This is a genomic window from Pseudomonas sp. BRM28 (genome assembly GCF_002939405.1).
GTDB classification, from domain to species: Bacteria; Pseudomonadota; Gammaproteobacteria; order Pseudomonadales; family Pseudomonadaceae; genus Aquipseudomonas; species Aquipseudomonas palmensis.
Genome location: NZ_PEFV01000001.1, coordinates 5130696 through 5153446, shown reverse-complemented (window position 1 = coordinate 5153446; position 22751 = coordinate 5130696). Strand labels below are relative to the sequence as shown.

At 66.6% G+C, this 22751-nt stretch carries 19 protein-coding genes and 1 pseudogene; 8 read left to right on the top strand and 12 right to left on the bottom strand.

The window, feature by feature from the left end:
• Window positions 1-5: 5 nt before the first annotated feature.
• The 4 genes and pseudogenes from CR917_RS23785 to gnd all read right to left on the bottom strand — a co-directional run.
• A complete protein-coding gene (locus tag CR917_RS23785; protein ID WP_043859926.1) occupies window positions 6-818 on the bottom strand; it encodes a crotonase/enoyl-CoA hydratase family protein in 813 nt (270 codons plus the stop codon).
• Between the two features lie 134 nt (window positions 819-952).
• Window positions 953-2752: a glycoside hydrolase family 15 protein gene (locus CR917_RS23780; protein WP_104573044.1), complete on the bottom strand. Its 1800-nt coding sequence runs from the start codon at window positions 2750-2752 to the stop codon at window positions 953-955.
• Between the two features lie 10 nt (window positions 2753-2762).
• The gene (gene zwf, locus CR917_RS23775; protein WP_104573043.1) at window positions 2763-4262 is read right to left on the bottom strand and encodes a glucose-6-phosphate dehydrogenase; all 1500 of its coding nucleotides are present in this window, start codon (window positions 4260-4262) and stop codon (window positions 2763-2765) included.
• A pseudogene (gene gnd, locus CR917_RS23770) lies at window positions 4259-5245 on the bottom strand (phosphogluconate dehydrogenase (NAD(+)-dependent, decarboxylating)); the annotation flags it as partial. The pseudogene gnd and the gene zwf, both read right to left, overlap by 4 nt.
• 191 nt (window positions 5246-5436) lie before the next feature.
• On the opposite strand from gnd, the gene CR917_RS27495 reads away from it, so the two are divergent.
• Window positions 5437-5607, top strand: coding sequence for a DUF6026 family protein (locus CR917_RS27495; RefSeq protein ID WP_221181553.1), 171 nt, complete (start codon window positions 5437-5439; stop codon window positions 5605-5607).
• Here CR917_RS27495 and CR917_RS23765 read toward each other — a convergent pair.
• Entirely contained in the window at window positions 5604-6212 is a 609-nt protein-coding gene (locus CR917_RS23765; protein WP_043862636.1) for a LysE family translocator, read from the bottom strand. The genes CR917_RS27495 and CR917_RS23765 overlap by 4 nt on opposite strands.
• Window positions 6213-6332: 120 nt before the next feature.
• Here CR917_RS23765 and CR917_RS23760 point away from each other — a divergent pair, with 120 nt between their 5' ends.
• A complete protein-coding gene (locus CR917_RS23760; protein WP_104573042.1) occupies window positions 6333-7214 on the top strand; it encodes a LysR family transcriptional regulator in 882 nt (293 codons plus the stop codon).
• A 233-nt stretch (window positions 7215-7447) separates the two neighbouring features.
• Here CR917_RS23760 and CR917_RS23755 read toward each other — a convergent pair whose 3' ends face one another.
• The 4 genes from CR917_RS23755 to CR917_RS23740 all read right to left on the bottom strand — a co-directional run bounded on the left by CR917_RS23755 (window position 7448) and on the right by CR917_RS23740 (window position 13911).
• Entirely contained in the window at window positions 7448-9670 is a 2223-nt protein-coding gene (locus tag CR917_RS23755; RefSeq protein WP_104573041.1) for a TonB-dependent receptor, read from the bottom strand.
• Between the two features lie 240 nt (window positions 9671-9910).
• The gene (locus tag CR917_RS23750; protein WP_104573215.1) at window positions 9911-12349 is read right to left on the bottom strand and encodes a TonB-dependent siderophore receptor; all 2439 of its coding nucleotides are present in this window, start codon (window positions 12347-12349) and stop codon (window positions 9911-9913) included.
• Between the two features lie 84 nt (window positions 12350-12433).
• Complete coding sequence (locus CR917_RS23745) at window positions 12434-13408, bottom strand: FecR domain-containing protein (protein ID WP_104573040.1); 975 nt, start codon at window positions 13406-13408, stop codon at window positions 12434-12436.
• A complete protein-coding gene (locus CR917_RS23740; RefSeq protein WP_043860201.1) occupies window positions 13405-13911 on the bottom strand; it encodes a sigma-70 family RNA polymerase sigma factor in 507 nt (168 codons plus the stop codon). Before CR917_RS23740 ends, CR917_RS23745 begins: the two co-directional genes overlap by 4 nt.
• A gap of 132 nt (window positions 13912-14043) precedes the next feature.
• Between CR917_RS23740 and CR917_RS23735 the strand changes: the two genes are divergently transcribed.
• Entirely contained in the window at window positions 14044-14490 is a 447-nt protein-coding gene (locus CR917_RS23735; RefSeq protein ID WP_104573039.1) for a GNAT family N-acetyltransferase, read from the top strand.
• Window positions 14491-14569: 79 nt separating this feature from the next.
• On the opposite strand, the gene CR917_RS23730 is transcribed toward CR917_RS23735, so the two are convergent.
• The 3 genes from CR917_RS23730 to CR917_RS23720 all read right to left on the bottom strand — a co-directional run bounded on the left by CR917_RS23730 (window position 14570) and on the right by CR917_RS23720 (window position 18994).
• Window positions 14570-15121, bottom strand: a complete 552-nt coding sequence (locus CR917_RS23730) for a DUF4174 domain-containing protein (RefSeq protein WP_043860195.1) — start codon at window positions 15119-15121, stop codon at window positions 14570-14572.
• Window positions 15122-15364: 243 nt separating this feature from the next.
• A complete protein-coding gene (locus CR917_RS23725; RefSeq protein ID WP_104573038.1) occupies window positions 15365-17725 on the bottom strand; it encodes a DNA polymerase II in 2361 nt (786 codons plus the stop codon).
• Between the two features lie 54 nt (window positions 17726-17779).
• Window positions 17780-18994: an MFS transporter gene (locus CR917_RS23720; protein WP_104573037.1), complete on the bottom strand. Its 1215-nt coding sequence runs from the start codon at window positions 18992-18994 to the stop codon at window positions 17780-17782.
• A 117-nt stretch (window positions 18995-19111) separates the two neighbouring features.
• On the opposite strand from CR917_RS23720, the gene CR917_RS23715 reads away from it, so the two are divergent.
• The 5 genes from CR917_RS23715 (at window position 19112) to CR917_RS23695 (ending at window position 22717) form a co-directional block, all read left to right on the top strand.
• Entirely contained in the window at window positions 19112-20065 is a 954-nt protein-coding gene (locus CR917_RS23715) for a LysR family transcriptional regulator (RefSeq protein WP_078480214.1), read from the top strand.
• 36 nt (window positions 20066-20101) lie between these two features.
• Window positions 20102-20788 (top strand): hypothetical protein, encoded by a 687-nt coding sequence (locus CR917_RS23710; protein ID WP_043860192.1) that lies wholly within the window; start codon window positions 20102-20104, stop codon window positions 20786-20788.
• Window positions 20789-20871: 83 nt separating this feature from the next.
• Window positions 20872-21570 carry an AzlC family ABC transporter permease gene (locus CR917_RS23705; RefSeq protein ID WP_058541146.1) on the top strand — a complete coding sequence of 233 codons (699 nt, stop codon included), beginning with the start codon at window positions 20872-20874 and terminating at the stop codon, window positions 21568-21570.
• Window positions 21567-21890 (top strand): AzlD domain-containing protein, encoded by a 324-nt coding sequence (locus CR917_RS23700; protein WP_043860190.1) that lies wholly within the window; start codon window positions 21567-21569, stop codon window positions 21888-21890. Before CR917_RS23705 ends, CR917_RS23700 begins: the two co-directional genes overlap by 4 nt.
• Window positions 21887-22717: an AraC family transcriptional regulator gene (locus tag CR917_RS23695; protein WP_058541147.1), complete on the top strand. Its 831-nt coding sequence runs from the start codon at window positions 21887-21889 to the stop codon at window positions 22715-22717. Before CR917_RS23700 ends, CR917_RS23695 begins: the two co-directional genes overlap by 4 nt.
• The last annotated feature ends 34 nt before the right edge of the window (window positions 22718-22751 follow it).

The window sequence follows — 22751 nt, the reverse complement described above, 5'->3', positions numbered from 1 at the left end:
CGGGCTCAGTCGTCGAACTGCGGTTTCTGTTTGCTCATGCTGGCGGCCATCGCCACCCGCAGGTCGGTGGATTGCAACATGGCAGCGTTCCAGGTGGCAATGTATTCCAGCCCGTCGTCGATGCGGTGATCGCGCATGTAGCTGAGCATCTCCTTGGTGCCGGCCACGGCAATCGGGGATTTGCCCGCGATCTCGGCGGCAATCGCAAAAACCCCGTCCAGCAGGCTGGCCTGATCGTCGAAGGTGCGGTTGACCAGGCCGATCTGGCGCGCCTCGTCGGCGCCGACAGTGCGCCCGGTGTAGGCCAGCTCGCGCAGCATGCCGTCGCCGATGATGCGTGGCAGGCGCTGCAGGGTGCCGACGTCTGCGGCCATGCCCATGTCGATTTCCTTGATCGAGAACTGCGCATCGGCAGCCGCGTAGCGCATGTCGCAGGCGGCGATCAGGTCGATCGCGCCGCCCAGGCAGTAGCCCTGGATGGCTGCCAGCACCGGCTTGCGGCAAGTATCCACGGCATTGAACGAGGCCTGCATCTGCAGGATCTTGCGCCGCAGCAGGCGCGCGTTGCGGCCTACGTCCTTGCCCATTTCGTTGGCCACCGAGGCCAGCAGCATCAGGTCGATGCCGGAAGAAAAATGCTTGCCGGCGCCGCTGATCACCACCACGCGCACCGCGTCGGTCTCGTCGATCCACTGGAAGATCTCGACGATCTCGCTCCAGAACGCGGCATTCATGGCGTTGATCTTTTCCGGGCGGTTGATCTGGACGTGGGCGATGCTGTTCGACAGTTCGACCTTGAACGCGGTGTAGTCGGTCACGTGGCACTCCTTGGGCTGACGCGGGATGGGGTGGCTGGACTATATCGCAGACCATAGGCGGCGCTTGTGCCAAAGGCTGGGCTGTTGCTCCTGCACTGCAGGATCCGGCCTTGCCGGCGAAGCGGCCGCCGCAGTCACCCGCAGCGGGCCCTGTCGCGCACCGGACACTGCGCCCGGTGCAGGTTCAGCGCCGTGTTGATGATGCCGATATGGCTGAAGGCCTGCGGGAAATTGCCCAGCATGCGGCCACCTTGCGGGTCGTACTGCTCGGCCAGCAGCCCCACATCGTTGCACAGCCCGCACAGGCGCTCGAACAACGCCTGGGCCTCTTGCTGGCGCCCCAGCAGCACGTACACGTCCGCCAGCCAGAACGAGCACACCAGAAACGTACCTTCCCCCGGCGCCAGCCCATCGCAGCCGCTGTCGCTGTCGTAGCGGCGCACCAGCCCGTCATGCAGCAGGCGCTTCTCGATCTGCGCCAGGGTTGCCAGAAACCTCGGGTCGTCGGCTGGCAGAAAACCGGTCAGGGCAATCTGCAGCAGGCTCGCGTCCATCTCCTGCGAGCCATAGGCCTGCACAAAACAGCCCAGTTGCGCATCGACGCCCTGCTCGCACACCTGGCGATGGATCTGCGCGGCCACCTCGCGGTAGTGCGCAGCCTGGGCCTTGCCCTCCTCGGTCGGCTCGCTCAGGCTGGCCGCCCGATCGAACGCCACCCAGGCCATCACCTTGGAGTGGGTGAAATGCTGCTGCGGCCCGCGCACCTCCCAGATGCCCTCGTCGGGTTGGCGCCAGATGGTCTCCAGGTACGGCATGATCACCCGCCCGATCGCCGCACTGCGCGGCAAGCGCGGCAGGCCGCCGCGCATGGCCTGACACAGCGCATCGGCCACCTCGCCATAGATGTCCAGCTGGTGCTGCACCGCCGCGGCATTGCCCACCCGCACCGGCTGCGAACCGGCATAGCCGGCCAGCCAGGGCAGCTCGTACTCCGGCAGCCGGCGCTCGCCGGCCAGGCCGTACATGATCTGCATCTGCTCGGGGTTGCCCGCCACCGAGCGCAGCAGCCATTCGCGCCAGGCCTGGGCCTCCTCGAAGTAGCCCAGGTTCATGAACGCCAGCAAGGTCATGGTGGCATCGCGCAGCCAGCAGTAGCGGTAATCCCAGTTGCGCTCGCCACCCAGGTGCTCCGGCAGCGAGGTGGTGGCCGCGGCCACGATGCCGCCGGTGGGCGCATAGGTCAGCGCCTTGAGGGTGATCAGCGAGCGCTTGACCCGCGCCGTGTGCTCGCCCACCTGCGGGCAGCGCGCAGCAAACTCGCGCCACTTGTGCGCGGTGTCCAGCAGCGCCTGCTCCGGCTCGAAGGCCGGCTGCAACGGCAGGTGCGATGGCTGGTGGCTCAGGTTGAAGGTGTGGCGCTGACCGGCCTTCACGCTGAAGCGGCTGCCGGTATGGTGATCGCGTGCGTGGGTGCTCACCGTGCTGCGCAGGGTCAGGCGGTCCGGCCCGGCCACGGCGGTCAAGGTCAGCGGGTCGAGCTTCTCGACCCAGGGCACGCTGCTGCCATAGTCGAAGCGCATCACCAGGTCCATGTCGAAGGCCACCTCGCCCTCCAGCCCCTCGACGATGCGCAGCACGCTGTGGTGCGCATCGTCCAGCGGCATGCAGTCGATCAGCCGCGCACGGCCGCTGGCAGTCACGAAGGTGGTGTGCAGGATCAGGGTGTCCTGCTGGTACTCGCGGGTTACCTCCAGTGGCGCTTCGCGCGGCGCGATCTGCCAGCGCCCGTTTTCTTCGTCGCCCAGCAGCGCGGCAAAGCAGGCCGGCGAGTCGAAGCGTGGAAAGCACAGCCAGTCCAGCGAGCCGTCACGGCCCACCAGTGCTGCGCTGCGGCAATTGCCCAGTAGTGCGTAGTCTTCGATGGCGCCCGTCATGAACCTCCCGTCAACCAATGCTGTGCCAGACCCGCCGATCGCGGGCCAGCAGTTCGTCGGCCGCCTGCGGCCCGTCTTCCCCGGCCGCATACGGCTGCACCTCACCGCCCTGCGCCCAGGCGTCCAGGAACGGCTGCACCGCACGCCAGCCGTTCTCGATGTTGTCGGCACGCTGGAACAGCGTCTGGTCGCCCGTCAGGCAGTCGTAGATCAGGGTTTCGTAGCCCGTGGAGGGCTGCATCTTGAAGAAGTCCTTGTAGGCAAAACCCAGCTCGACGTTCTCCATGGCCAGGGTCGGCCCCGGGCGCTTGGCCTGCAGGTCGAACCACATGCCTTCATTGGGCTGGATCTGGATCTTCAGGTAGTTGGGCTTGGGCCGCTCGGCGTCGCTGTCGCGAAACTGCGCATAGGGCGCTGGCTTGAAGCAGATGGCGATCTCGGTGTCACGCACGCTCATGCGCTTGCCGGTGCGCAGGTAGAACGGCACGCCCACCCAGCGCCAGTTGTCGATCATCACCTTGAGCGCCACGTAGGTTTCGGTCTGGCTGTCGGGGTCTACACGAGGCTCCTGGCGGTAGCCGGCCAGCTTCTTGCGCCCCTGCTTGCCGGCGGTGTACTGCCCGCGCACCGAGTTCTTCAGGGCCATGGCCTTGGACCACGGGCGAATCGCACCGATCACCTTGGCCTTTTCACTGCGCACCGCGTCCGCGCCAAAGGCGGCGGGCGGCTCCATCGCCACCATCGCCAGCAGCTGGAACAGGTGGTTGGGCACCATGTCGCGCAGTGCCCCGGTGGTGTCGTAGAAGGCGCCACGGGTTTCCACGCCCACCGTCTCGGCAGCGGTGATCTGCACGTGATCGATGTAGTGGTTGTTCCAGAACGCCTCGAACAGGCCGTTGGAAAAACGGCTGACCAGGATGTTCTGTACCGTCTCCTTGCCCAGGTAGTGGTCGATGCGGTAGATCTGCTTTTCGCTCATCACCTTGAGCAGGCAGGCGTTCAGCGCCTCGGCGCTGGCCAGGTCCGAACCGAAGGGCTTCTCCACCACCACCCGACGAAAGCCGTTGGCCTCGTCCAGCAGCCCGGCCGCCCCCAGTTGCTGCACCACGCCGCTGAAAAAACGCGGCGAGGTGGCCAGGTAGAAGATCGCGTTGCCGGTGCGCCCCTTATCGATGCGCTCGGCGATGGCCTGGTAGGTGGAGGGCTCCATGAAGTCGCCGGTGAGGTAGCCGATGCCCTTGGCCAGGCGCTTCCACAGCTTGTCGTCCAGGCACCGGGTGGCGCCCTCGCCCTGGTCGCGTTCACGCATGAAGGTTTCCAGGCGCTCGGCGAATTCGCCGTCGGTGGCCGGGTTGTGGTCGACCCCGACGATGCGCATGCCTTTGTCCAGCAGGCCGTCGCGGTGCAGGTTGTACAACGCTGGCATCAGCAGGCGTTTGACCAGGTCGCCATTGGCGCCAAACAGGAACAGGGTACAGGCTGGTGCCGCTTCGACGTCGTGTTCACTCATTCGGGCTTCTCGACATGGCCACCAAAACCGAAGCGCATCGCCGACAGCAGCTTGTCACCGTAGGTGCCCTGCTGCTGGCGTGAACGAAAGCGCGCGAACAGTGCGCTGGACAACACCGGTACCGGCACCGCCTGCTCCACCGCCGCATCGATGGTCCAGCGCCCTTCGCCGCTGTCGGACACCGAGCCGCTGTAGCTGCCCAGCTGCGGGTCGGCCACCAGTGCATCGGCGGTCAGGTCCAGCAGCCACGAGGTGACCACGCTGCCGCGGCGCCACACCTCGGCGATTTCGGGCAGGTTGAGGTCGAAGCGCTGGTCGGCCGGCAGGCTCTCGCTGGCCTTGGTCTTGAGAATGTCGAAGCCCTCGGCATAGGCCTGCATCAGGCCGTACTCGATGCCGTTGTGGATCATCTTGACGAAATGCCCGGCGCCGGGTGGCCCGGCATGGATATAGCCCTTTTCGGCGCGCTCGCTGGGGCCGGTTCGGCCACGGGTACGTGGAATGTCGCCCTCACCCGGTGCCAGGGTGGCGAACAGCGGCTCGAGGCGTTCGAAAATCGCCTGCTCGCCGCCGATCATCATGCAGTAGCCGCGCTCAAGGCCCCACACGCCACCGGAGGTGCCGACGTCCACGTAGTGCAACTGGCGCTCGGCCAGGTGCTGGGCGCGGCGGATGTCGTCCTTGTAGAAGGTATTGCCGCCGTCGATGATCACATCGTCCGCCTCCAGCAGGTCGGCCAGTTGCGCGATGGTCTGCTCGGTGGCCTCGCCCGCCGGCAGCATCACCCAGACCGCGCGCGGCGCGTCCAGTTGCTGCACCAGTGCGGCCAGGTCGGCGGCGCCTGTGGCGCCCTCGGCCACCAGCGTATCGATGGCGGGCGCGTTGCGGTCATGCACCACGGTGTGGTGCCCCTCGCGCATCAGGCGCCTTGCAATATTGCCGCCCATGCGGCCCAGCCCCACGATTCCCAGTTGCATGTGCCGATGCTCCGTAAAGTGTAGAAAGCCTGCTCAGGCCTTCAAGGTTAGTCCAGGCAGGCCCGGGTTGGTTTCATCGACCAACGGCACGACAGCGATAAACAAAAAAGTTCCCATGACAGGAAAAAGAATTCAGAATCGCGGCCGATCGAGCGTCTACGCTCAAACCATGTACCAAACCAATTGCGAGGTGTGCAATGGGAACCTTGATGTCAGCGAGCCCACCCCAGACCCTTTACGTGAGCGTGCGCCGCGACGAACTGCGCCGCCTCAAGGAAGAACGCGACCAGTTGCAGCGTCAGGTGGCGCAGCTGAGCCTGCTGTTGCAACAGGCCCAGGGCAGCGACAAGGCCGTGGTCACTCTCTAGGCGGCCAGCAGCGCCCGCGCCGAATACACAGCGCCGGCCACCGCCACCAGCAACAGCACCAGCCCCGACAGCCGGGCCACCAGCGCCCGGTGCCGCTGCGCCAGGGCGCCGCGCATCAGCGCGATGTACAGCGCCAGCACCCCCAGGTCGACCACCAGCCACAACGCCGCCAGCACCCCGATGCTGGTGCCGAACGAGGCCGTGACGTGGATGAACTGCGGGAAGAACGCCACGAAGAACAGAATGTCCTTGGGGTTGGCGATACCCACCGCAAAGCCGTGCCACCAGCCACTTGCCCTGGGCGGCGGCGCATCCTCCACGGCTGGCGCACGCAGCGCCCCCAGCCCCAGCCAGGCCATGAACACGCACCCCACCAGCGCCACCGCATTGAGAACCACCGGGCTGAGTGCCAGGCTGCCGGCCAGGATCAGCGCAGCGGCGGCCACCAGCACCAGGGAGGCGGCATTGGCCCCCAGCGCCGTGCGTATGGCCGCCCCGGTGCCCGAACGCCCGCTGGTGCCGACCACCAGCGCCACCACCGGCCCAGGGGTGGCGATCAGAATGAGTACAGTGCCCAGGTAGGCCAACAGCAGCGTGGTGTTCAAAAGAGGCTCCTTTGTCGTCAATGCAGGTCAGGTGCAAAGTGTGCGCAGCTGCATGGCCCTTGAAAAACGCAAAATGCTCTGCCCTACTACGACAAATACTCATCATGGACTGCCCCTGGCATGGTTGAACGTCTGCCCCCGTTGTATGCACTGCGCGCCTTTGAAGTGGCGGCGCGCACCTGTTCGTTCACCCGCGCCGGGGAAGAGCTGGCGCTGACCCAGAGCGCCATCAGCCGCCATATCCGCACCCTGGAGGCCCAGTTCGGTTGCCGCCTGTTCGAGCGCCACGGCCCGCGCCTGCGCCTCACCGACGCCGGGCGGCGCCTGGCCGAGCAACTGGGGGCGGGCTTTGCCCTGATCGAACAGGCCTGCCAGCCGTTTCGCAGCGCTTCGCGCCACCTGCGCCTGAAGGCGCCCTCCACCCTGACCATGCGCTGGCTGCTGGGCTGCATCCAGCGTTACGCCCAGGCCGACACCGTGCAGCTGGCAAGCGTGTGGATGGACGTCGACAGCGTGGATTTTGCCAGCGAGCCCTACGACTGCGCGGTGCTGCTGGGCAATGGGCAGTTCGGTGGGCAGGTCGAGGTGTGCAGGCTGTTCGATGAGCGATTGATCCCGATCTGTGCGCCGGGGTTGCTGGGGGATGGCGTGTGGGATGCGCAGCGGCTGGCCGGGGTGGCGTTGCTGCACCCGTCCAATGACCGGCGGGACTGGCAGCGCTGGCTGCGCGGGGCGGGCCTGCTCGAGCAGGTCGACCTGCAGCGCGGCACGCTGTTCGATACGCTGGAGCAAGGGATTGCGGCGGCCATGGCCGGGCATGGCGTGTCGATCGGCGACCTGGCGCTGGTGAGCGACGATGTCCGCGCCGGGCGGCTGGCGTTGCCGTTCGAACAGGCGGTGGCAACGGGAGATGCCTACTACCTGGTGTGGCCGGTGGGCAGTGCGTGGCGCGAGAGCATCGAGCGATTGCGGGTGTACCTGCTGGGGCAGTTGCCGGCCTGAAAAACTTCGCGGGGCAAGCCCGCTCCCACANTCAAGCCCGACCTCAGTTCGAACAGGCGGTGGCAACGGGAGATGCCTACTACCTGGTATGGCCGGTGGGCAGTGCGTGGCGCGAGAGCATCGAGCGATTGCGGGTGTACCTGCTGGCCTCTTCGCCGGCAAGGCCGGCTCCTACAGACGGCGCAACCTTGTAGGAGCCGGCCTTGCCGGCGAAGAGGCCCGCAAGAGCGACCTCAGAACCGCGTCGTGGCACTCACCCCGAACGTCCTGCGATCCCCCCGCGCATCCCACGCCACATCGAACGGCAGCGGCACGCTGTCGGTCTTGTACTGCTTGTCGGTGAGGTTGTTCACGTAGGCGGTGAAGTCCAGGTCATATTGCCCGCCCACATGGTACGTGGCGCTGGCATTGCCCAATGTGTAGCCACCCTGCGACACGCTGTGGTCGGCCTGCGCGGTGGGCAGAAAGAAGATCCGGCTCTGGTAGCGCCAGTCGGTGCCCAGGGTGATGTCGTCGCCGTTCTCCAGCGCAATGCGATAACTGCCCCCCACCGCCAGTGTGCGCGACGGCGAACGTGCAATGCGGTTGCCCGAGTAGTCCACACCCCCCGATTCGAAGTCCTGCAACTCGGTGTGCAGTAGCCCCAGCGAGCCATGCAGTTCCAGGTTGGCCAAGGGCAGCGCCTGCAACTCGAACTCCGCACCGCGTATCACGCCCTGGCCGCTGTTGGTCAGCAGCGACACCACCTGCCCGTTGCGCACCGACACCGCGTTCACCTGGATGTCCGAATAGTCGTAGTAGAACACGTTGGCATTGGCGATCAGGCGCTCGTCGAACCACTCGCTCTTGACCCCCAGTTCGTAGGCGTCGACGTTCTCCGGCGCCACCACCGAGGCCTCGGCCTGCACCTGCGCCCCGCCGCTGAAGCCGCCGGAACGAAAGCCCTTGGCATAACGAAAGTACACCCGCGCGTTGTCGTTGAGCTGGTATTCGGGGGTGAAATCATAGGTCAGCTTGTTCCAGGTGCGTTTCTCGTCCTGCACCACCGTGGTCACCAGCGGCCCGCTGTAATGCTTCCACCAGTCGTTGCGGTTGCTGAAGTCGACACTGGCAGCATCCGGCGCGGCCACCCGGCGCAGGTCGATGTCCTTGGTTTCGCGGGTCCAGCGCAGGCCGGCGGTGAAGCTCAGGTCGTCGGTGGCCTGCCAGGTGCTGCTGCCGAACAGCGCGAAGCTGTCGGTCTTCTGGTCGATGTCGGTACGCCCGAAGTCGGCCACGCCGAAGGCCTGGTTGTAGGCTTCGGGGAACAGCGCATTGCTGTTGTGGCTGTCGAGCTGTTCGTGGAACAGGTGGGTGCCGACGATCCAGCTCACCGGCTGGTTCTTCGCCGACGACAGGCGCAGCTCCTGCGACACCTGCTTCCAGCGGTCGTCGTTATAGCCACGGCCGAACTCGTAGATGCTCATGTTCGGGCTCTGGGCCTTTTCGTGCACGTCGTCGAAGGCGGTGATCGAGTCCAGCTGCAGCTCGCCAAGGTCCCACTTGAGCGCCAGTTGCAGGCCGTTGTGCTCGATGCGGTCATCGGCCTTGCCGGTGAAGGCGACCTTGTCGGAGGCAGGCTTGGGCGCGGGCCCGAACAGCGTGCTGCCGCCCGGCCCGGCACCCCAGGCGCGGGCCACGATACCTTGCCCCTTGTAGTCACGGGCGTGCAGCTGCAGGGTGGCCTGCAGGTCGTCGTTGACCTGGGCCAGCAGTTGCAGGCGCAGGGCCTGGTCATGGATGTCGCCGGCAGTGTGGCCATCGACCTCGTTCTTGAGCTGGCCGTCGCTGCTCTGGTCGATGAACGCCACCCGCGCGGCCAGGCGGTCCTTGACCAGGGTATCGCCGTAGGCACCTTCGTACAGGCGCGAATTGTAGTTGCCCAGGTCGAGCTTGAAGTAGCCGTTGGCGCCGTCTTCGAAGCTTGGCTTGCGCGACACGAAGTTGATCGCGCCACCGGTGGTGTTCTTGCCCCACAGCGTGCCTTGCGGGCCGCGCAGCACCTCGACGCGCTCCATGTCGTAGAGCGGGAAGCCGGTGGCCACGTGCGGGTCGATGTACACGTCATCGGTATAGATGCCCACCGGGTACACGGTGGTCGAGGCCATGTCGCCCGAGCCCATGCCGCGGATGTACCAGCGCGGGCGCTGGTGCCCGGCGAACTCGGGGGCGATGGCGTTGGGCACGTTCTGCAGGGCCTTGCCGGCACTGAAGCCGCCGCCGCTGCGGTCGATCTGGCGGTCACTGACCACCGAGATCGCCGAGGGTACGTCCTGTACCGATTCTTCGCGCTTCTGCGCGGTCACGGTGACGGTGGGCAAGGCGTCGGCGGGCGGTGCGGCGGCCAGGGCGGCGGTGCCGTGCAACGTGGCGGCAATGGCCAGCGCAAGGGGTAGATAGGCGGTAGGGGCAGGCATGGCGGGGGTTCCGATAAGTCAGGGTAAGCGGACTATCGCAAGCAGCGTGCCAATGCTTTATGTAGTTGAATTATATGAATTTTATGGATTATTCGAACAGCGGCTGCTGACCAGGCAACAGTGTGGCAGCAGCGGGTTGTGTGCTGGGCATCAGGGCTGCTGCGCAGCCCATCGAGGGTCAAGCCCGCTCCCAAAGTGATCACCGCCACCCTGCAAGAGCGGGCTTGACCCGCGAAGCTTTTACCAGTCGTAGGTCAACTCAAGCGCCGCCGTACGCTCCTGACCGTAATAGCAGCCAAACGCATACACGCACGTCGACACATACTCCCGGTCGAACAGATTCTGCACGTTCAGGCTCGCCTGCAGGCCCTTCAACCCCAGCTGCGCCAGGTCGTAGTTGATCGTTGCGTCATACACCACGAACGACGGTGTCTTGAAGGTGTTCGCCGAGTCCCCGTAGTTCTTGCCGGTGTACCTGGCCCCTGCCCCTACTGTCAGCCCGGCCAGGCTGTCGTCGAAATGCCAGGCCACCCAGCTGCTGGCCGACCACGGTGCCTGCGCCGCGTTGCGGTTGCCCTCGTCGCCGTCGGCGCTCTTGGTGCGGAACGAATCCAGGTACGACAGCGCCAGCAGCAGGTCCACCTGCCCCACGCTGCTCTTGGCCTCCAGTTCGATACCGCGCGAGCGGATCTCGCCATCCTGGGTCTGGTACATCGGGTCGTCGCGGTCGGTGGTCAGCACGTTCTTCTGCTTGATCTGGTACACCGACGCCGTGATCAGGGTGTTGTCCTGCGGCTGGTACTTGACCCCCACTTCATACTGCTCGCCCTCGATCGGCTTGAACGAACTGGCACCACGCGCCGGTGAGCTCTTGCCCACCGACGGCATGAACGATTCGGCATAGCTCACATAGGGCGCCAGGCCGAACTCGGTGACGTAGGTCAGGCCCACTCGCTTGGTGAACTTCTTGTCCTTCTGCGGCACCTTGCGCTCTGCCGGGCTTTGCGCCAGCAGGTCACGGTTCTCGACCTCGGCCCAGTCCTGGCGCCCGCCCAGGGTCAGGATGAAGCGGTCGAAGCGGATCTGGTCCTGCACGTACAGGCCGGTCTGCTTCACCGTGTTGTCCCACTTGGTGGTCAGGGTCGGCACGCCGTCGGTGTGGTAGTTGGTGGGGTTGTACAGGTCGATGATCTCGGCGTTGTAGAGGTTGTAGCCCTGGTAGCGACGGGTGAACTTGCGGTAGTCCACGCCGCCCAGCAGGGTGTGCTCCAGCGCCCCGGTGCTGAACGTGCCCTCCAGGTTGTTATCGATGCTGTAGGTGGTGTTGTGCTGGCGCCAGTCCAGCTTGGTGCGGGTGGCGCGGGTATCGTCGACCACGCCGTTGGCATCGGTGACGAAGCGGTTCAGGTAGAAGCCGCGGTAGCGATCGTTGACGTCGATGTAGCGTGCACTCTGACGAAACTTCAGGTTGTCGTTGAACACGTGCGCCAGGTCGTAGCCGAACACCTGCTGGTCGCGGGTGTAGGCGTTCCAGTCGCTGTCGCCCAGGAACACGTCGCGGTCGATATGCTGGCCGCGGCTGTTGCGATACAGCGTGCCGATGACCGGCAGCGCCTGATAGTCCGCCGCGCCCTTGTCGCGCTGGATCTGCGCGTAGGCGGTGAACTCGGTCTGCTCGTTTGGCGCCCAGGTCAGGCTCGGCGCGATCAGCGTGCGCGACTCGTCGGCATGCTCGACCTGCTCGTTGCCGCTCTTGGCCAGGCCCACCAGGCGATAGCTCAGGGTCTTGTCGGCGTCCAGCGCACCGCCCACGTCGAAGGCACCCTTGACCCGGTCATAGCTGCCATAGCTGAGCTTGACCTGATGATGGTCCTCGGTGCCCGGGCGCTTGGACACCAGGTTGATCATGCCGCCCGGCTGGTTCTGGCCGTACAGCACCGAAGCCGGGCCCTTGAGCACTTCGATGCGTTCAAGCAGGTAGGGGTCGATCTGCGGCGCGCCGCCCAGGCTGCCGGCATACGGCAGGTAGGCGCCATCCAGGTACAGCAGGGTCGGCGCAAAGCCGCGGCTGCCGATCTCGTCGGCGATGGTGTTGCGGTCGGTGTAGCCGTTGGTACTCAGCCCCGGCGTATAGCGCAACGCCTGGGTCAGGTTGCGAGCGCCCTGGGTCTGCACCTGGGCGGCGGTGACCACGTTGACTGCCTGGGGGATTTCGAGGATCGGCGTGTCGGTCTTGGTGGCCGTGGCGCTGCGGGTGGCCACGTAACCTTCCACCGGGCCGCGCGCGTCTTCCAGGCTGCGGCCATCGATGGCGGTGGGCGCCAGGTTGAGCGCGGCGCCATCGCTCAACGGGTACAGGCTCCAGGTGCCGCCGCGGGTGCTGCCCAGCCCCAGGCCAGTGCCGGTCAGCGCCTGGCGCGCGGCCTGTTCGGCAGTGAAATTACCGCGTACCGCAGCGGCACGCTTGCCCTCCAGCAGCGCCGGGCTTACCGACAGGGTGTGCCCGCCTTCGCGAGAGATACGGCTGAGCGTCTCGCCCAGCGGCCCGGCCGGCAGGTCGAAACGGTGCACGACACTGCTGGCCGCGATGGCGTTGTCGGCCTGCGCAGGCATCGTCGACAGCGGGCCAAGGGCGATGGCCAGGGCCAGCAGCCCTGGGCGGAAAGTCATGTGTGACATGGTGGCAAGGTGCTCGTTGTAGGTTGGCATTCAACGAGCAAGACCGACGAAAACGCCAACCCCCTCACACCGGGTGCAAAAAAATCAGCGCGCCTCTATTCGGGTCAGCCAGCCGCCGTACTGCTCCAGGCGAATCGGCAAGGTCTCGGCCAATGCGTGCAGGGTGGCATCGCTGTCATCCAGGCTGAACACCCCGAACACCCGCACCTGCGCCGCCTGCGGGCTTATGCGCAGCAGCCCCGGACGATAGCGGCGCAGCACTTCGACCACCTCGCCCAAGGGCTCGTCGTGTACCACCAGTTGCCCGCTCTGCCAGTCGGCGCGGCTGCGCAGCGACACTGCTTCGGGGTGGATACCCTGCGCATCGAAACGCGCCGCCTGGCCCTGTTCGACAACGCTGCTGGCGCCCCCACGGGTGGTCAGTCGCACGCTGTGCTGCTGCACTGCCACCAGGCTGTGGTCACGGCTCTGGCGCACCAGGAACTGCGTACCCAAGGCACGCGCCTCGCCGTGCGCCGTGGCAATCACGAAGGGCCTCGCGGCATCGGCCGCCACCCTTACCAGCACCTCACCTTCACGTATCAGCACACGGCGCTGCGCAGCGTCGAAGCGAATGTCCACGGCGCTACGCGCGTTGAGCAACAGTTCGCTGCCATCGGCCAGGGTCACGCGCTTGCGCTCACCCGTGGCACTGTGCAGATCGGCAAACAGGCCTTCGAGCGGTGTCAGACGGTTGGCGATGCCGCCTGCACCCAGCCCCAGCAGCAGCATCGCCAGGCCGCCACCCAGCACCTTGCGCCGGCCGTGCACGGGCGCCGCCAGCAAGCTGCGACTGGCGGCCTGGCGCTGGCCGGGGCTGCGCGCCTCGGCTTCTTCGAGGCTGGCCAGCGGCTGGCTGAGCAGTGCATTGACCCGCTGCCAGGCGTGGCGGTTGGCCGGGCTGGCCGACAGCCAGGCTTCGAAGGCCTGATGCCGCGCATCGCCAGGCGGTACCGACTCCAGCCGCAGCAACCAGTCGACCGCCGACTGGGTGGCCGAATCCACCTTGGGCACGCTCATGGGCCCACCACGCTCAGGCAATGCACAAAGGCGCGGCGCAGGTCGCGCTCCACCGTCGCCAGCGACACGCCCAGTTGCTCGGCTATTGCCGGCTGCGACAGGCCTTCCAGACGATGCAGCACGAACGCCTGGCGCACCCGCAGCGGCAGGCCCGCCAGCAGACGGTCGATGCTCTCGATGGCCTCGCGCACCAGGGCCAGGTCTTCTTCAGAGGGGCTGAAGCTGTCGGGCAGCAAAGCCAGCTGCTCCAGGTAGGCGCGCTCCAGGCTGCGGCGGCGCCACAGGTTACGCAGCAGATGGCGCGCCACGGTGGCCAGGAAGGCCCGCGGCTGCTCCAGCTGTGGCAACTGCTGCGAGCCCAGAGCGCGCACGAACGTGTCCTGGGTCAGGTCGGCGGCATCCTGCGGGCAGTGCAACTGGCGATACAGCCAGCCGCGCAGCCAGCGGTAGTTGTCGCTATAGAGCGCGGTGAACAGGGCGTTGGGGTCTGAAGGCGTGGGCACGCTGGGCAAATCCGACACGAATGGTAATTTGTCTCATTATCATGTTGATGTTTTGCCATGAAAGCAATGCTGCCCTGCGACAACGCCTTGATTTAAGGTAGGCGCTTGCTGCCACCCACCAGGAGCCTGCCGATGATCCGCCCCGCCACCGCCCACGACGTTGCACCTGTACAGGCACTGATCGAGGCTGCCTATGCGCTGTACATTCCACGCATCGGTGCCAGGCCGGGGCCGATGCTGGAGGATTACGCCGCGCTGATCGCCCAGGGTCGGGTCGAGGTGTTCGAAGAGCAAGGTCAGGTGCTCGGTGTGCTGGTGCTGATCGCCCAGGCCGATGGCCTGTTGCTCGACAATGTCGCGGTAAGCCCGGCCGCTCAGGGCCGCGGGCTTGGGCGACAACTGATGGCGCATGCCGAAGCGCGTGCCCGGCAGCTGGGGCTGGAGGTGGTGCGGTTGTACACCAATGAAGCGATGAGCGAAAACCTGGGGCTGTATGAGCGGCTGGGTTATCGCGAAACCCACAGGGCCGTGCAGGCGGGGTTTCGGCGGGTGTTCATGGAGAAGCGGCTGGGCGGCTGAAGTGCCTGGCCGGCAAGGCCGACGCCTACAGGCGTAGCGCTGAACCTGTAGGCGCCGGCCTTGCCGGCGAAGGGGTGTCTCAGTCTTCCAGCGGCTTGGGCGGCGCAGCCGGCTTGGCGGGCTTGGCCGGCTTGGCATGCTTGCCCGGCTTGCCCTCTGGCGCAGGCTCGGCGGCGGGCGCTGCGACCGTCGGCGCCACAATGGCCTTTTCGCTGGCCGGCAACTGGTCGACCGCCGCGAAGATCTGCTCCGGCTCCACCGTGCCGTCATGCTCGATGATGTGCTTCTCGCCGTCCTTGCCCACCAGCACCACCTGGGTGCCCTTGCGCGCGCCCAGGCTGAGTTCGCGAATCAGCGCCATGGTGGTCTGCTGCTCGAGGTTCTTGTCGTCACGCTTGCCGACCATGCCCGCCACGCTGTAGAGCACCAGGTTGCGCTCCTCGAACTTGCTCTTGGTCGCCGGGTCCTTGAGGGCCTCGTTCAGGGTGCGCAAGGTCGGGTCGGCGGTGCTGGGGGCAATCACGATCAGGGGTCTGGACTTGCCCAGGTCAACGGCCAGGGGCGCGTCATCGGCGAGCAGCGGGCTGGCGACTGCCAGCAGGGTGGCGAAGGTCAGTGACCGAACAAGCATGTGCATCTCCTTCTTGTTTCCATGCACCAAAGACTACAGATCAAAGCGAAAGATCCGAGCGAGCCTAAACGACTGCCCGCGTGTGTGGACGTTTACAAAAGTAACTTTCGGTTTCAAGGGTAGCTGTGCATGTGCAGAGGATAGCTGAAGGTCAGGGATGTGTCGGGCCACTGGCCCCTTCGCCGGCCAGGCCGGCTCCTGCAGGTTCGCTCAATGGTGGTGTGCAGGGGCGCAACAGCCCCATCAGAACAACCCCATCTGCCGATCGATCAGGGTGCTGAAGTCATCCCCCACAAACGGCAGTATCGCATCGGCCACCGGCTGCAGCTGCCGGGTCAGGTAATGCTCGTAGTCGATGCCGTTGCGCCGGTTTTCCAAAGGCTCGGGCCCGGCCAGGGTCATCACGTAGCTGATCCACCCGCCATTCTGGTACTGGCGTGGCCGCCCCTGGCTGTCGTTGAACTCGTCGGCCATGCGTGCCGCCCGCACATGCGGCGGCACGTTGCGCTGGTAGTCGTCCAGGGGCCGGCGCAGGCGCTTGCGGTAGACCAGTTGATCGTCCAGCTCCCCGGCCAGGGTGCGCTGCACGTAGTCCTTCACATAGGCCTGGTGCGGCCTGCGCTCGAAAATGCGCTGGTACAGCTCCTGCTGAAAGTGCTGGGCCAGCGGCGACCAGTCGGTGCGCACGGCCTCCAGGCCCTTGTAGACCATCTCGTCGGGCCCGCCCTCGCGGTGCACCAGGCCTGCATAGCGCTTCTTGCTGCCCTCCTCGGCACCGCGGATGGTGGGCATCAGAAAGCGCTTGTAGTGGGTTTCGTACTGCAGCTCCAGCGCACTGTCCAGGCCGTACTCATCGCGCAGGTGCTCGCGCCACCACTGGTTGACCTGCTGCACCAGGGCACGCCCGATCTCCCCGGCCTGCGCCTCGTCATGGGCCCGCTTGAGCCACACGAAGGTCGAGTCGGTATCGCCGTAGATCACCGTGTAGCCCTGGGCCTCGATCAGCTCGCGGGTGCGGCGCATGATCGCGTGCCCGCGCATTGTGATCGACGACGCCAGGCGCGGGTCGAAAAAGCGGCAGCCACTGGAACCAAGCACCCCGTAGAAGGCGTTCATGATGATCTTCAGCGCCTGCGACAGCGGCGCATTGTGTTCGCGCTTGGCCTGCTCGCGGCCCTGCCACACGTGCTCGACGATGGCCGGCAGGCAATGCCGTGTGCGCGAGAAGCGTGCGCCGCGAAAACCCGGCACCGAGTGTTCGTCATCCGGCTCGCGCAGGCCCTCGACCAGGCCGATGGGGTCGATCAGGAAGGTGCGGATGATCGACGGGTACAGGCTCTTGTAGTCCAGCACCAGCACCGACTCGTACAGGCCGGGGCGCGAATCCATCACGAAGCCGCCGGGGCTGGCCTCGTCCGGGCGCCCGCCCAGGCTTGGGGCGACAAAGCCCTGGCGGTGCATCAGCGGTATGTACAGGTGACAGAACGCCGCCACCGAACCGCCGCTGCGGTCGGCCGGCAGGCCGGTGACCGTGGCGCGTTCGAGCAGAAAGGTCAGCAGCTCGGTCCTGGCGAAGATGCGCGTGACCAGCTCGCAGTCCTTGAGGTTGTAGCGCGCCAGGGCCGGCTTGTCCTCGGCGAACATGCGGTTGATTTCGTCCATGCGCTGGTACGGCGTATCGATGGCCTTGCCTTCGCCGAGCAGGGTCTGGGCGACGTTCTCCAGGCTGAACGAGGGGAAGCTCCAGGTCGCCGACCGCAGCGCCTCGATGCCGTCGATGATCAGGCGCCCGGCAGCGGCGGCAAAAAAGTGCGTGCGGCTGCCGTGCTCGCGCCATTCCATCACCTCGCCGCCGCGCCCCAGGCGCAGCGGCACCTGCAACTGCTGGGCATGGGCGTGCAGCACGCGCAGGTCGAACTGCACCAGGTTCCAGCCGATGATCGCGTCGGGGTCGTGCCGGGCCATCCAGTCGTTCAGGCGCTCCAGCAGCTGGGCACGGCTGGCGCAGTACTCCAGGTCGAAGTCCACGCCACTGGCGTCGCCGTTGGCCGGGCCGAGCATGTACACCTGGCGCTGGCCACAACCTTCCAAGGCAATCGAATACAGCTCGCCGCGCTCGGTGGTCTCGATGTCCAGCGACACCAGGCGCAGGTTCGGCCGGTAGTCCGGGGCCGGCTTGAGCTGGGCGTCGAGCAGCAGGCCGTCGGCATCGGGGCGGCCGCTGAACGTCACCGGGGCAGTGATGAAGCGCTCCATCAGGTAGCGCTCGGGCGGGCGGATGTCGGCTTCCAGCAGGTCGACGCCCGCGGCGCGCAGGCGTTTTTCCAGCTGCATCAGCTGGCGATGCTGGCGGCAGTACAGGCCCAGCACCGGTCGGTGGCGGAAGTCGCACAGCGCCAGCTCGCGCAGCTCGACGTCGCGTTCGGTGCGCAGCACCGCCTCGACATGGGCACGCTGGGTGGCGGCGACGAACGCCACCGACGTCTGCACGGGCAGGCGCAACTGGCGCGGGCCCTGGTCGGTCGCCAGCCAGAACTCCACGCATGTGCCCTCTGGCGTATCCCGCCAGTGCCGGGTCAGGACAAAGCCCTGTTGAACCTCCACCGCTGCAACCTCGTACCCCTGTCAATGCGCCGATTCTACCTGATAGTGCCGGGCTTACCCGGCATTGCGCCGCCCCAGCGGAAAACCGTGCCGGTGCGAACGCAGGGTCAGGGTCAACGCCAGCCCCACCAGCGCCAGCAGCAGCCACGGGAAACTCTGCACGCCCCAGTGGCTCAGCAGCACGCCGCCCACCAGCCCGGCCACGGCGATGGCCAGGTTCCACACGGTGACGATCATCGACTGCGCCACGTCCGCACCCTCGCCCGCCGCATCGGCACTGGCGGTCTGCAGCAGGGTGCCGGCGCCGCCGAAGCTCAGGCCCCACAGCGCCACACTGAAGTACACCAGCAGCGGCGCACCGGTAGCCAGGCCCAGCAGCACCGACGCCACGCCGAAACCGACCAGGCTGCCCAGCACCAGCCGGCGCAGGTGGCGGTCGATCAGCACGCCCACCACGCCAATCCCCACCAGCGCGGCGCAGCCGAACAGCAGCAGTACCGGGCCGGTGCTGCCGGCCATGCCGCCGGCCTGCAGAAACGGCACGATGTAGGTGTACAGCACGTTGTGCGCCAGCACCCAGGTGAAGATCACCGCCAGCACCGCGCTCACCCCGGGGGTGGCCAGCACCTGGCCGATGGCGGCACGCCTGCCGGCCGGCAGGCCGTCGAAGTCCGGCACGCTGAGCAGCACCCAGCCCATCAGCACCAGGGTCGCCAGCGACACCAGCACGAAGGTGCTGCGCCAGCCCAGCAGGTCGCCCAGCCAGGTGCCCGCCGGCACCCCCAGCGACAGCGCCAGGGGCGCGCCGATCATGGCCACCGCCATCGCCCGGCCCTGCTGGCTCACGCTGACCATGCGCCGTGCGTACCCGGCGATCACGCCCCACGCCAGGCCGGCCGCCACCCCGCACATGAAGCGCGCCACCAGGGTCAGGGTGTAGTGCTCGGACACCGCCGTCACCGTGTTGAACACCCCGAAGCCGAGCACCGCCAGCATCAGCACCCTGCGTCGGCGCCAGCCCTGGGTCAGGGTCACCAGCGGGATCGCCGCCAGCAGCGAGCCCAGCGCATAGGCCGTGACCAGTTGCCCGGCCATCGCCTCGCTGACCTGCAGGCCGCTGGCGATGTGCCCCAGCAGGCCGGCCGGCAGGGTCTCGGTGAGAATCGCGATGAAGCCGGCCATCGACAACGCCAGCAGGCCGGACAACGGGAACGCCGGTTCGGCCTCCACCCCTGCTGCGGCCTGGGCCGGGCAACTGCTCTGGGACATGGTGCAAACTCCTGAAATAAAAAAGTGACTGCACGGTAATCCTTCCCGCCACTGCGGAAAAAGACGGGTAGAATTCCGCACAATCCGGACACACCTGTCCGCAATCGGAGAACGACCATGGACAGCCTCAGCGGCTTCGTGGTGTTTGTGAAAGTGGCCGAAACCCGCAGTTTCGTGGCCGCCGGCAAGGCCCTGGGGGTCAGCGCCTCGGCGGTGGGCAAGCGCGTGGCGCGGCTGGAGAGCCGGCTGGCGGTACGCCTGTTCCACCGCAGCACCCGCAGCATCACCCTCACTGCCGAGGGCGCGCTGTTTCTGGAGCGCAGCCGGCGCATCCTGGCCGAAATCGAAGCCACCGAAGCCGAGCTGTCCCAGGCCAGCCAGGCCCCGCGCGGCAAGCTGCGGGTGAGCCTGCCCCAGGTCAGCAGCATGATCGTGCCGCTGCTCAGCGACTTCATCGGGCAGTACCCGCAGATCGAACTGGACCTGGACTTCAGCGACCGCATGGTGGATATCGTCGGCGAAGGTTTCGACGTGGTATTGCGGGCCGGCGAACCCTCCGATTCGCGTCTCAATGCCCGCCGCCTGGGCGACTTCCGGCATGTGCTGGTGGGCTCGCCGGCCTACTTCGCCGAGCACGGCACACCGCGCCATCCCCGCGAGCTGGCCCGTCACGCCGGGCTGCACTACCGCTTCCTGACCACCGGCAAACTCCAGCGCTGGCCACTGCGCCGCGCCGACAACGGCGCCGACCACGAGGTGCCGGTGTCGATGGTGTGCAACCACCTGGAAACACGCATCTGCTTTGCCATGCGCGGCCACGGTATCGCCTGCCTGCCGGACTTCACCATCACCCAGCAACTGGAACGCGGCGAATTGGTGACGGTACTGGATGAACACCTGGACCACGGCGGTTGTCTGTACCTGTTGTGGCCATCGGGGCGACAGATGTCGCCCAAGCTGCGGGTATTCATCGACTTCATGGAGCAACGGCTGTTTGCCCCGGTGCCGCCAACCGCTAGAATGCCGACCCAGGAGCCCCACCCAACCATGGATAGCCGGATACCGACATGACCAGCGCTGCCCTTTTTTCGCGGATGGAACGTTAACGTGTTTTCTGCCTGTCGCTACATCAGCCTGCTCTGTCTGCTGCCCGCCCTGGCCCTGGCCGATGAGGTGCGCATCGACCCCCACGCCGACCTGCTGTACCGCCAGGCCCTGCCGTTTCTGGAGCAGGCCGATGCACGCAGCCGTGCCCTGCCACTGACCCCCGAGCCCGGCGACCAGGAGCTGATCGGCGAGGTCGAGGCGCTGGGGCGCATCCTGGAACCGGCGGTGGCGCTGCTGCGCAAGGCGGCCGAACTCGACCACCCGGTGGCGCAGTACCGCCTGGCGCTGTTCTACATCACCTACCTGCCGCAGAACGACATCGCCAGGTCCGCCTGCCCGCTGCTCGAAGCCAGCATTCGCCAGGGCTTCGCCCCGGCCGCCCTGGGCATCACCACCTGGTGCCCGGCCTTCAGCGACAGCGCCGACTACCGCCAGGCGCTGGAACGCATACCGCTGAACAACACCCTGTACGCCCCCTATTACCCGCAGCCGGCGGTGCGCCTTGAATGCAATCGCCAGCAGCCCCAGGGGCTGAACATGCAGTGGGGGCGCCAGCGTGACTTCCAGGCCGAGGTCTACCGCCTGCTGGGCACCATCGACCCGGGCCAGCGCCTTACCTACTACCAGAAGGCCGTCGACATCAACGGCTGCCTGCCGGCGCAGCGACGCCTCACCAGCCAGCGCTGAAGTACGCGGGCACCGCAAGATCGTACAAGGCAAGCGCCCACGGCTCTGGCATCCTGTGCAACCGACCCCAAGCGTGTGTTGTCATGTCCCGTTCTGCCGTTGCCCGCACTGCCTACATCCAAGGCGCGATCGCCTGCCTGCCGCTGTCGCTGGCGGTGGCCCCCTGGGGGCTGCTGGCCGGTTCCATGGCCATCGAGGCCAACCTCACCCCGCTCGAAGGCCAGGGCCTGTCGGCCATCGTGTTCGCCGGCGCCGCGCAACTGGTGGCCATTGGCATGCTCAAGGGCGGCGCCAACCTGTTCTCGATCCTGCTCACCACCCTGCTGCTGACCTCCCAGCACCTGCTGTACGGCCTGTCGATGCGCCCGGTGATCGCCGACCTGCCGCTGCGCTGGCGGCTGGGCCTGGGCTTTCTGCTGACCGACGAATTCTTCGCCCTCACCAGCCAGTACGACCGCCAGCAGTTCAACCGCTGGTACGCGCTGGGTGTGGGCCTGACCTTCTACATTGCCTGGAACCTGTTCACCCTGGCCGGCATCGTGCTGGGGCGCAACATCCCGCACCTGGACCAGCTGGGCCTGGACTTCTCCATCGTCGCCACCTTCGTGGCGCTGATCGCGCCGCTGGTACGCAACCTGGCCACCGTGGTTTGCGTGGCGGTGGCCCTGTTCAGCTCGGTGCTGTTCAGCTACTGGCACTGGGAAACCGCGCTGGTGCTGGCCGGGCTGCTGGGCATGAGCGCAGGCTTCATCTGCCAGAAACTGACCGGAGCACGCACATGATCATGCTGCTGATCGTTGCCATGGGCCTGCTGGTGTTTCTCAACCGCTACGCCTTTCTCGAACCCCGCCTGCCGTTGCGCCTGAGTTCCAATGCGCGGCAGTTCCTGGGGTTTGCCGTGCCGGGCATGCTCACCGCCATCTGCGGGCCGATCGTGTTCATGCCTGACCACCAGCTCGACCTGAGCCTGGCCAACCCCTACCTGCTGGGCGCGATCGTGGCCGTCGTGCTGGTGCTGTGGACCCGCAGCGTGCTGCTCAGCATGTTGCTGAGCATGGGGTTGTTCTTCGTGCTGCGCTGGTGGTTGAACGGCGCCCCATGAAAACCGTGCTGCGTGAACAGACCCGCCTGTGGCAGGCCCAGGCGCTGGGCGACATCGAGATGCTGCATGCGCGCTACGTGCAGCAGCGCTTCGCCCCGCATGTGCACGAAGGCTACGTGATCACCATCATCGAGTCCGGTGCACAGCGCTTCTGGCACCGTGGCAGCGAGCACCTGGCGCCCGAGGGCAGCATGGTGCTGATCAACCCGGACGAGCTGCACACCGGTGCCAAGGCGCATGCCCACGGCTGGCGCTACCGTGGCTACTACCCCGAGCAGGAGCGCATCACCTCGGTGCTGGACGAGCTGGAGCTCAAGCGCGGCGGCCTGCCCATCTTCAAGGCCAGCGTGCTGCACGACCCGCAGCTGGCGCGTGCCTTCAGTGGCTTGCACAGCCTGGCCGAGCATGGCGCCAGTGCGCTGGAGCAGCAGACCGCCTGGCGCGAGGCGGTGTTGCTGCTGGTGCAGCGTCATGCCGGGGCGCGCGAGGCGCGGGCACCGGGGCAGGAGCCGCAGTCGGTGGCCAGGGCCAAGGAGCTGATGGAAAGCCGGCTGGCCTACCCGCCGTCGCTGGAGGAGTTGGCGCTTGCGGTGGGGTTGTCGCCGTTTCATTTTGCCCGGGTGTTTCGCCAGGCTACCGGCCTGCCGCCGCATGCCTGGCTCAAGCAGCGCCGGCTGAGCCGTGCACGGGAATTGCTCAAGGCTGATTGCCTGCCGTTCAACGTTGCGTTTGCGCTGGGGTATTCGGACCAGAGTCATCTGAACCGGCAATTCAAGCAGGCGTACGGCGTGACGCCGGGGGAGTATCGGCGGGCGTGTTCGATGTGAGGTGCCGGGCTGCCCCCACGACCTGGAGCCAATG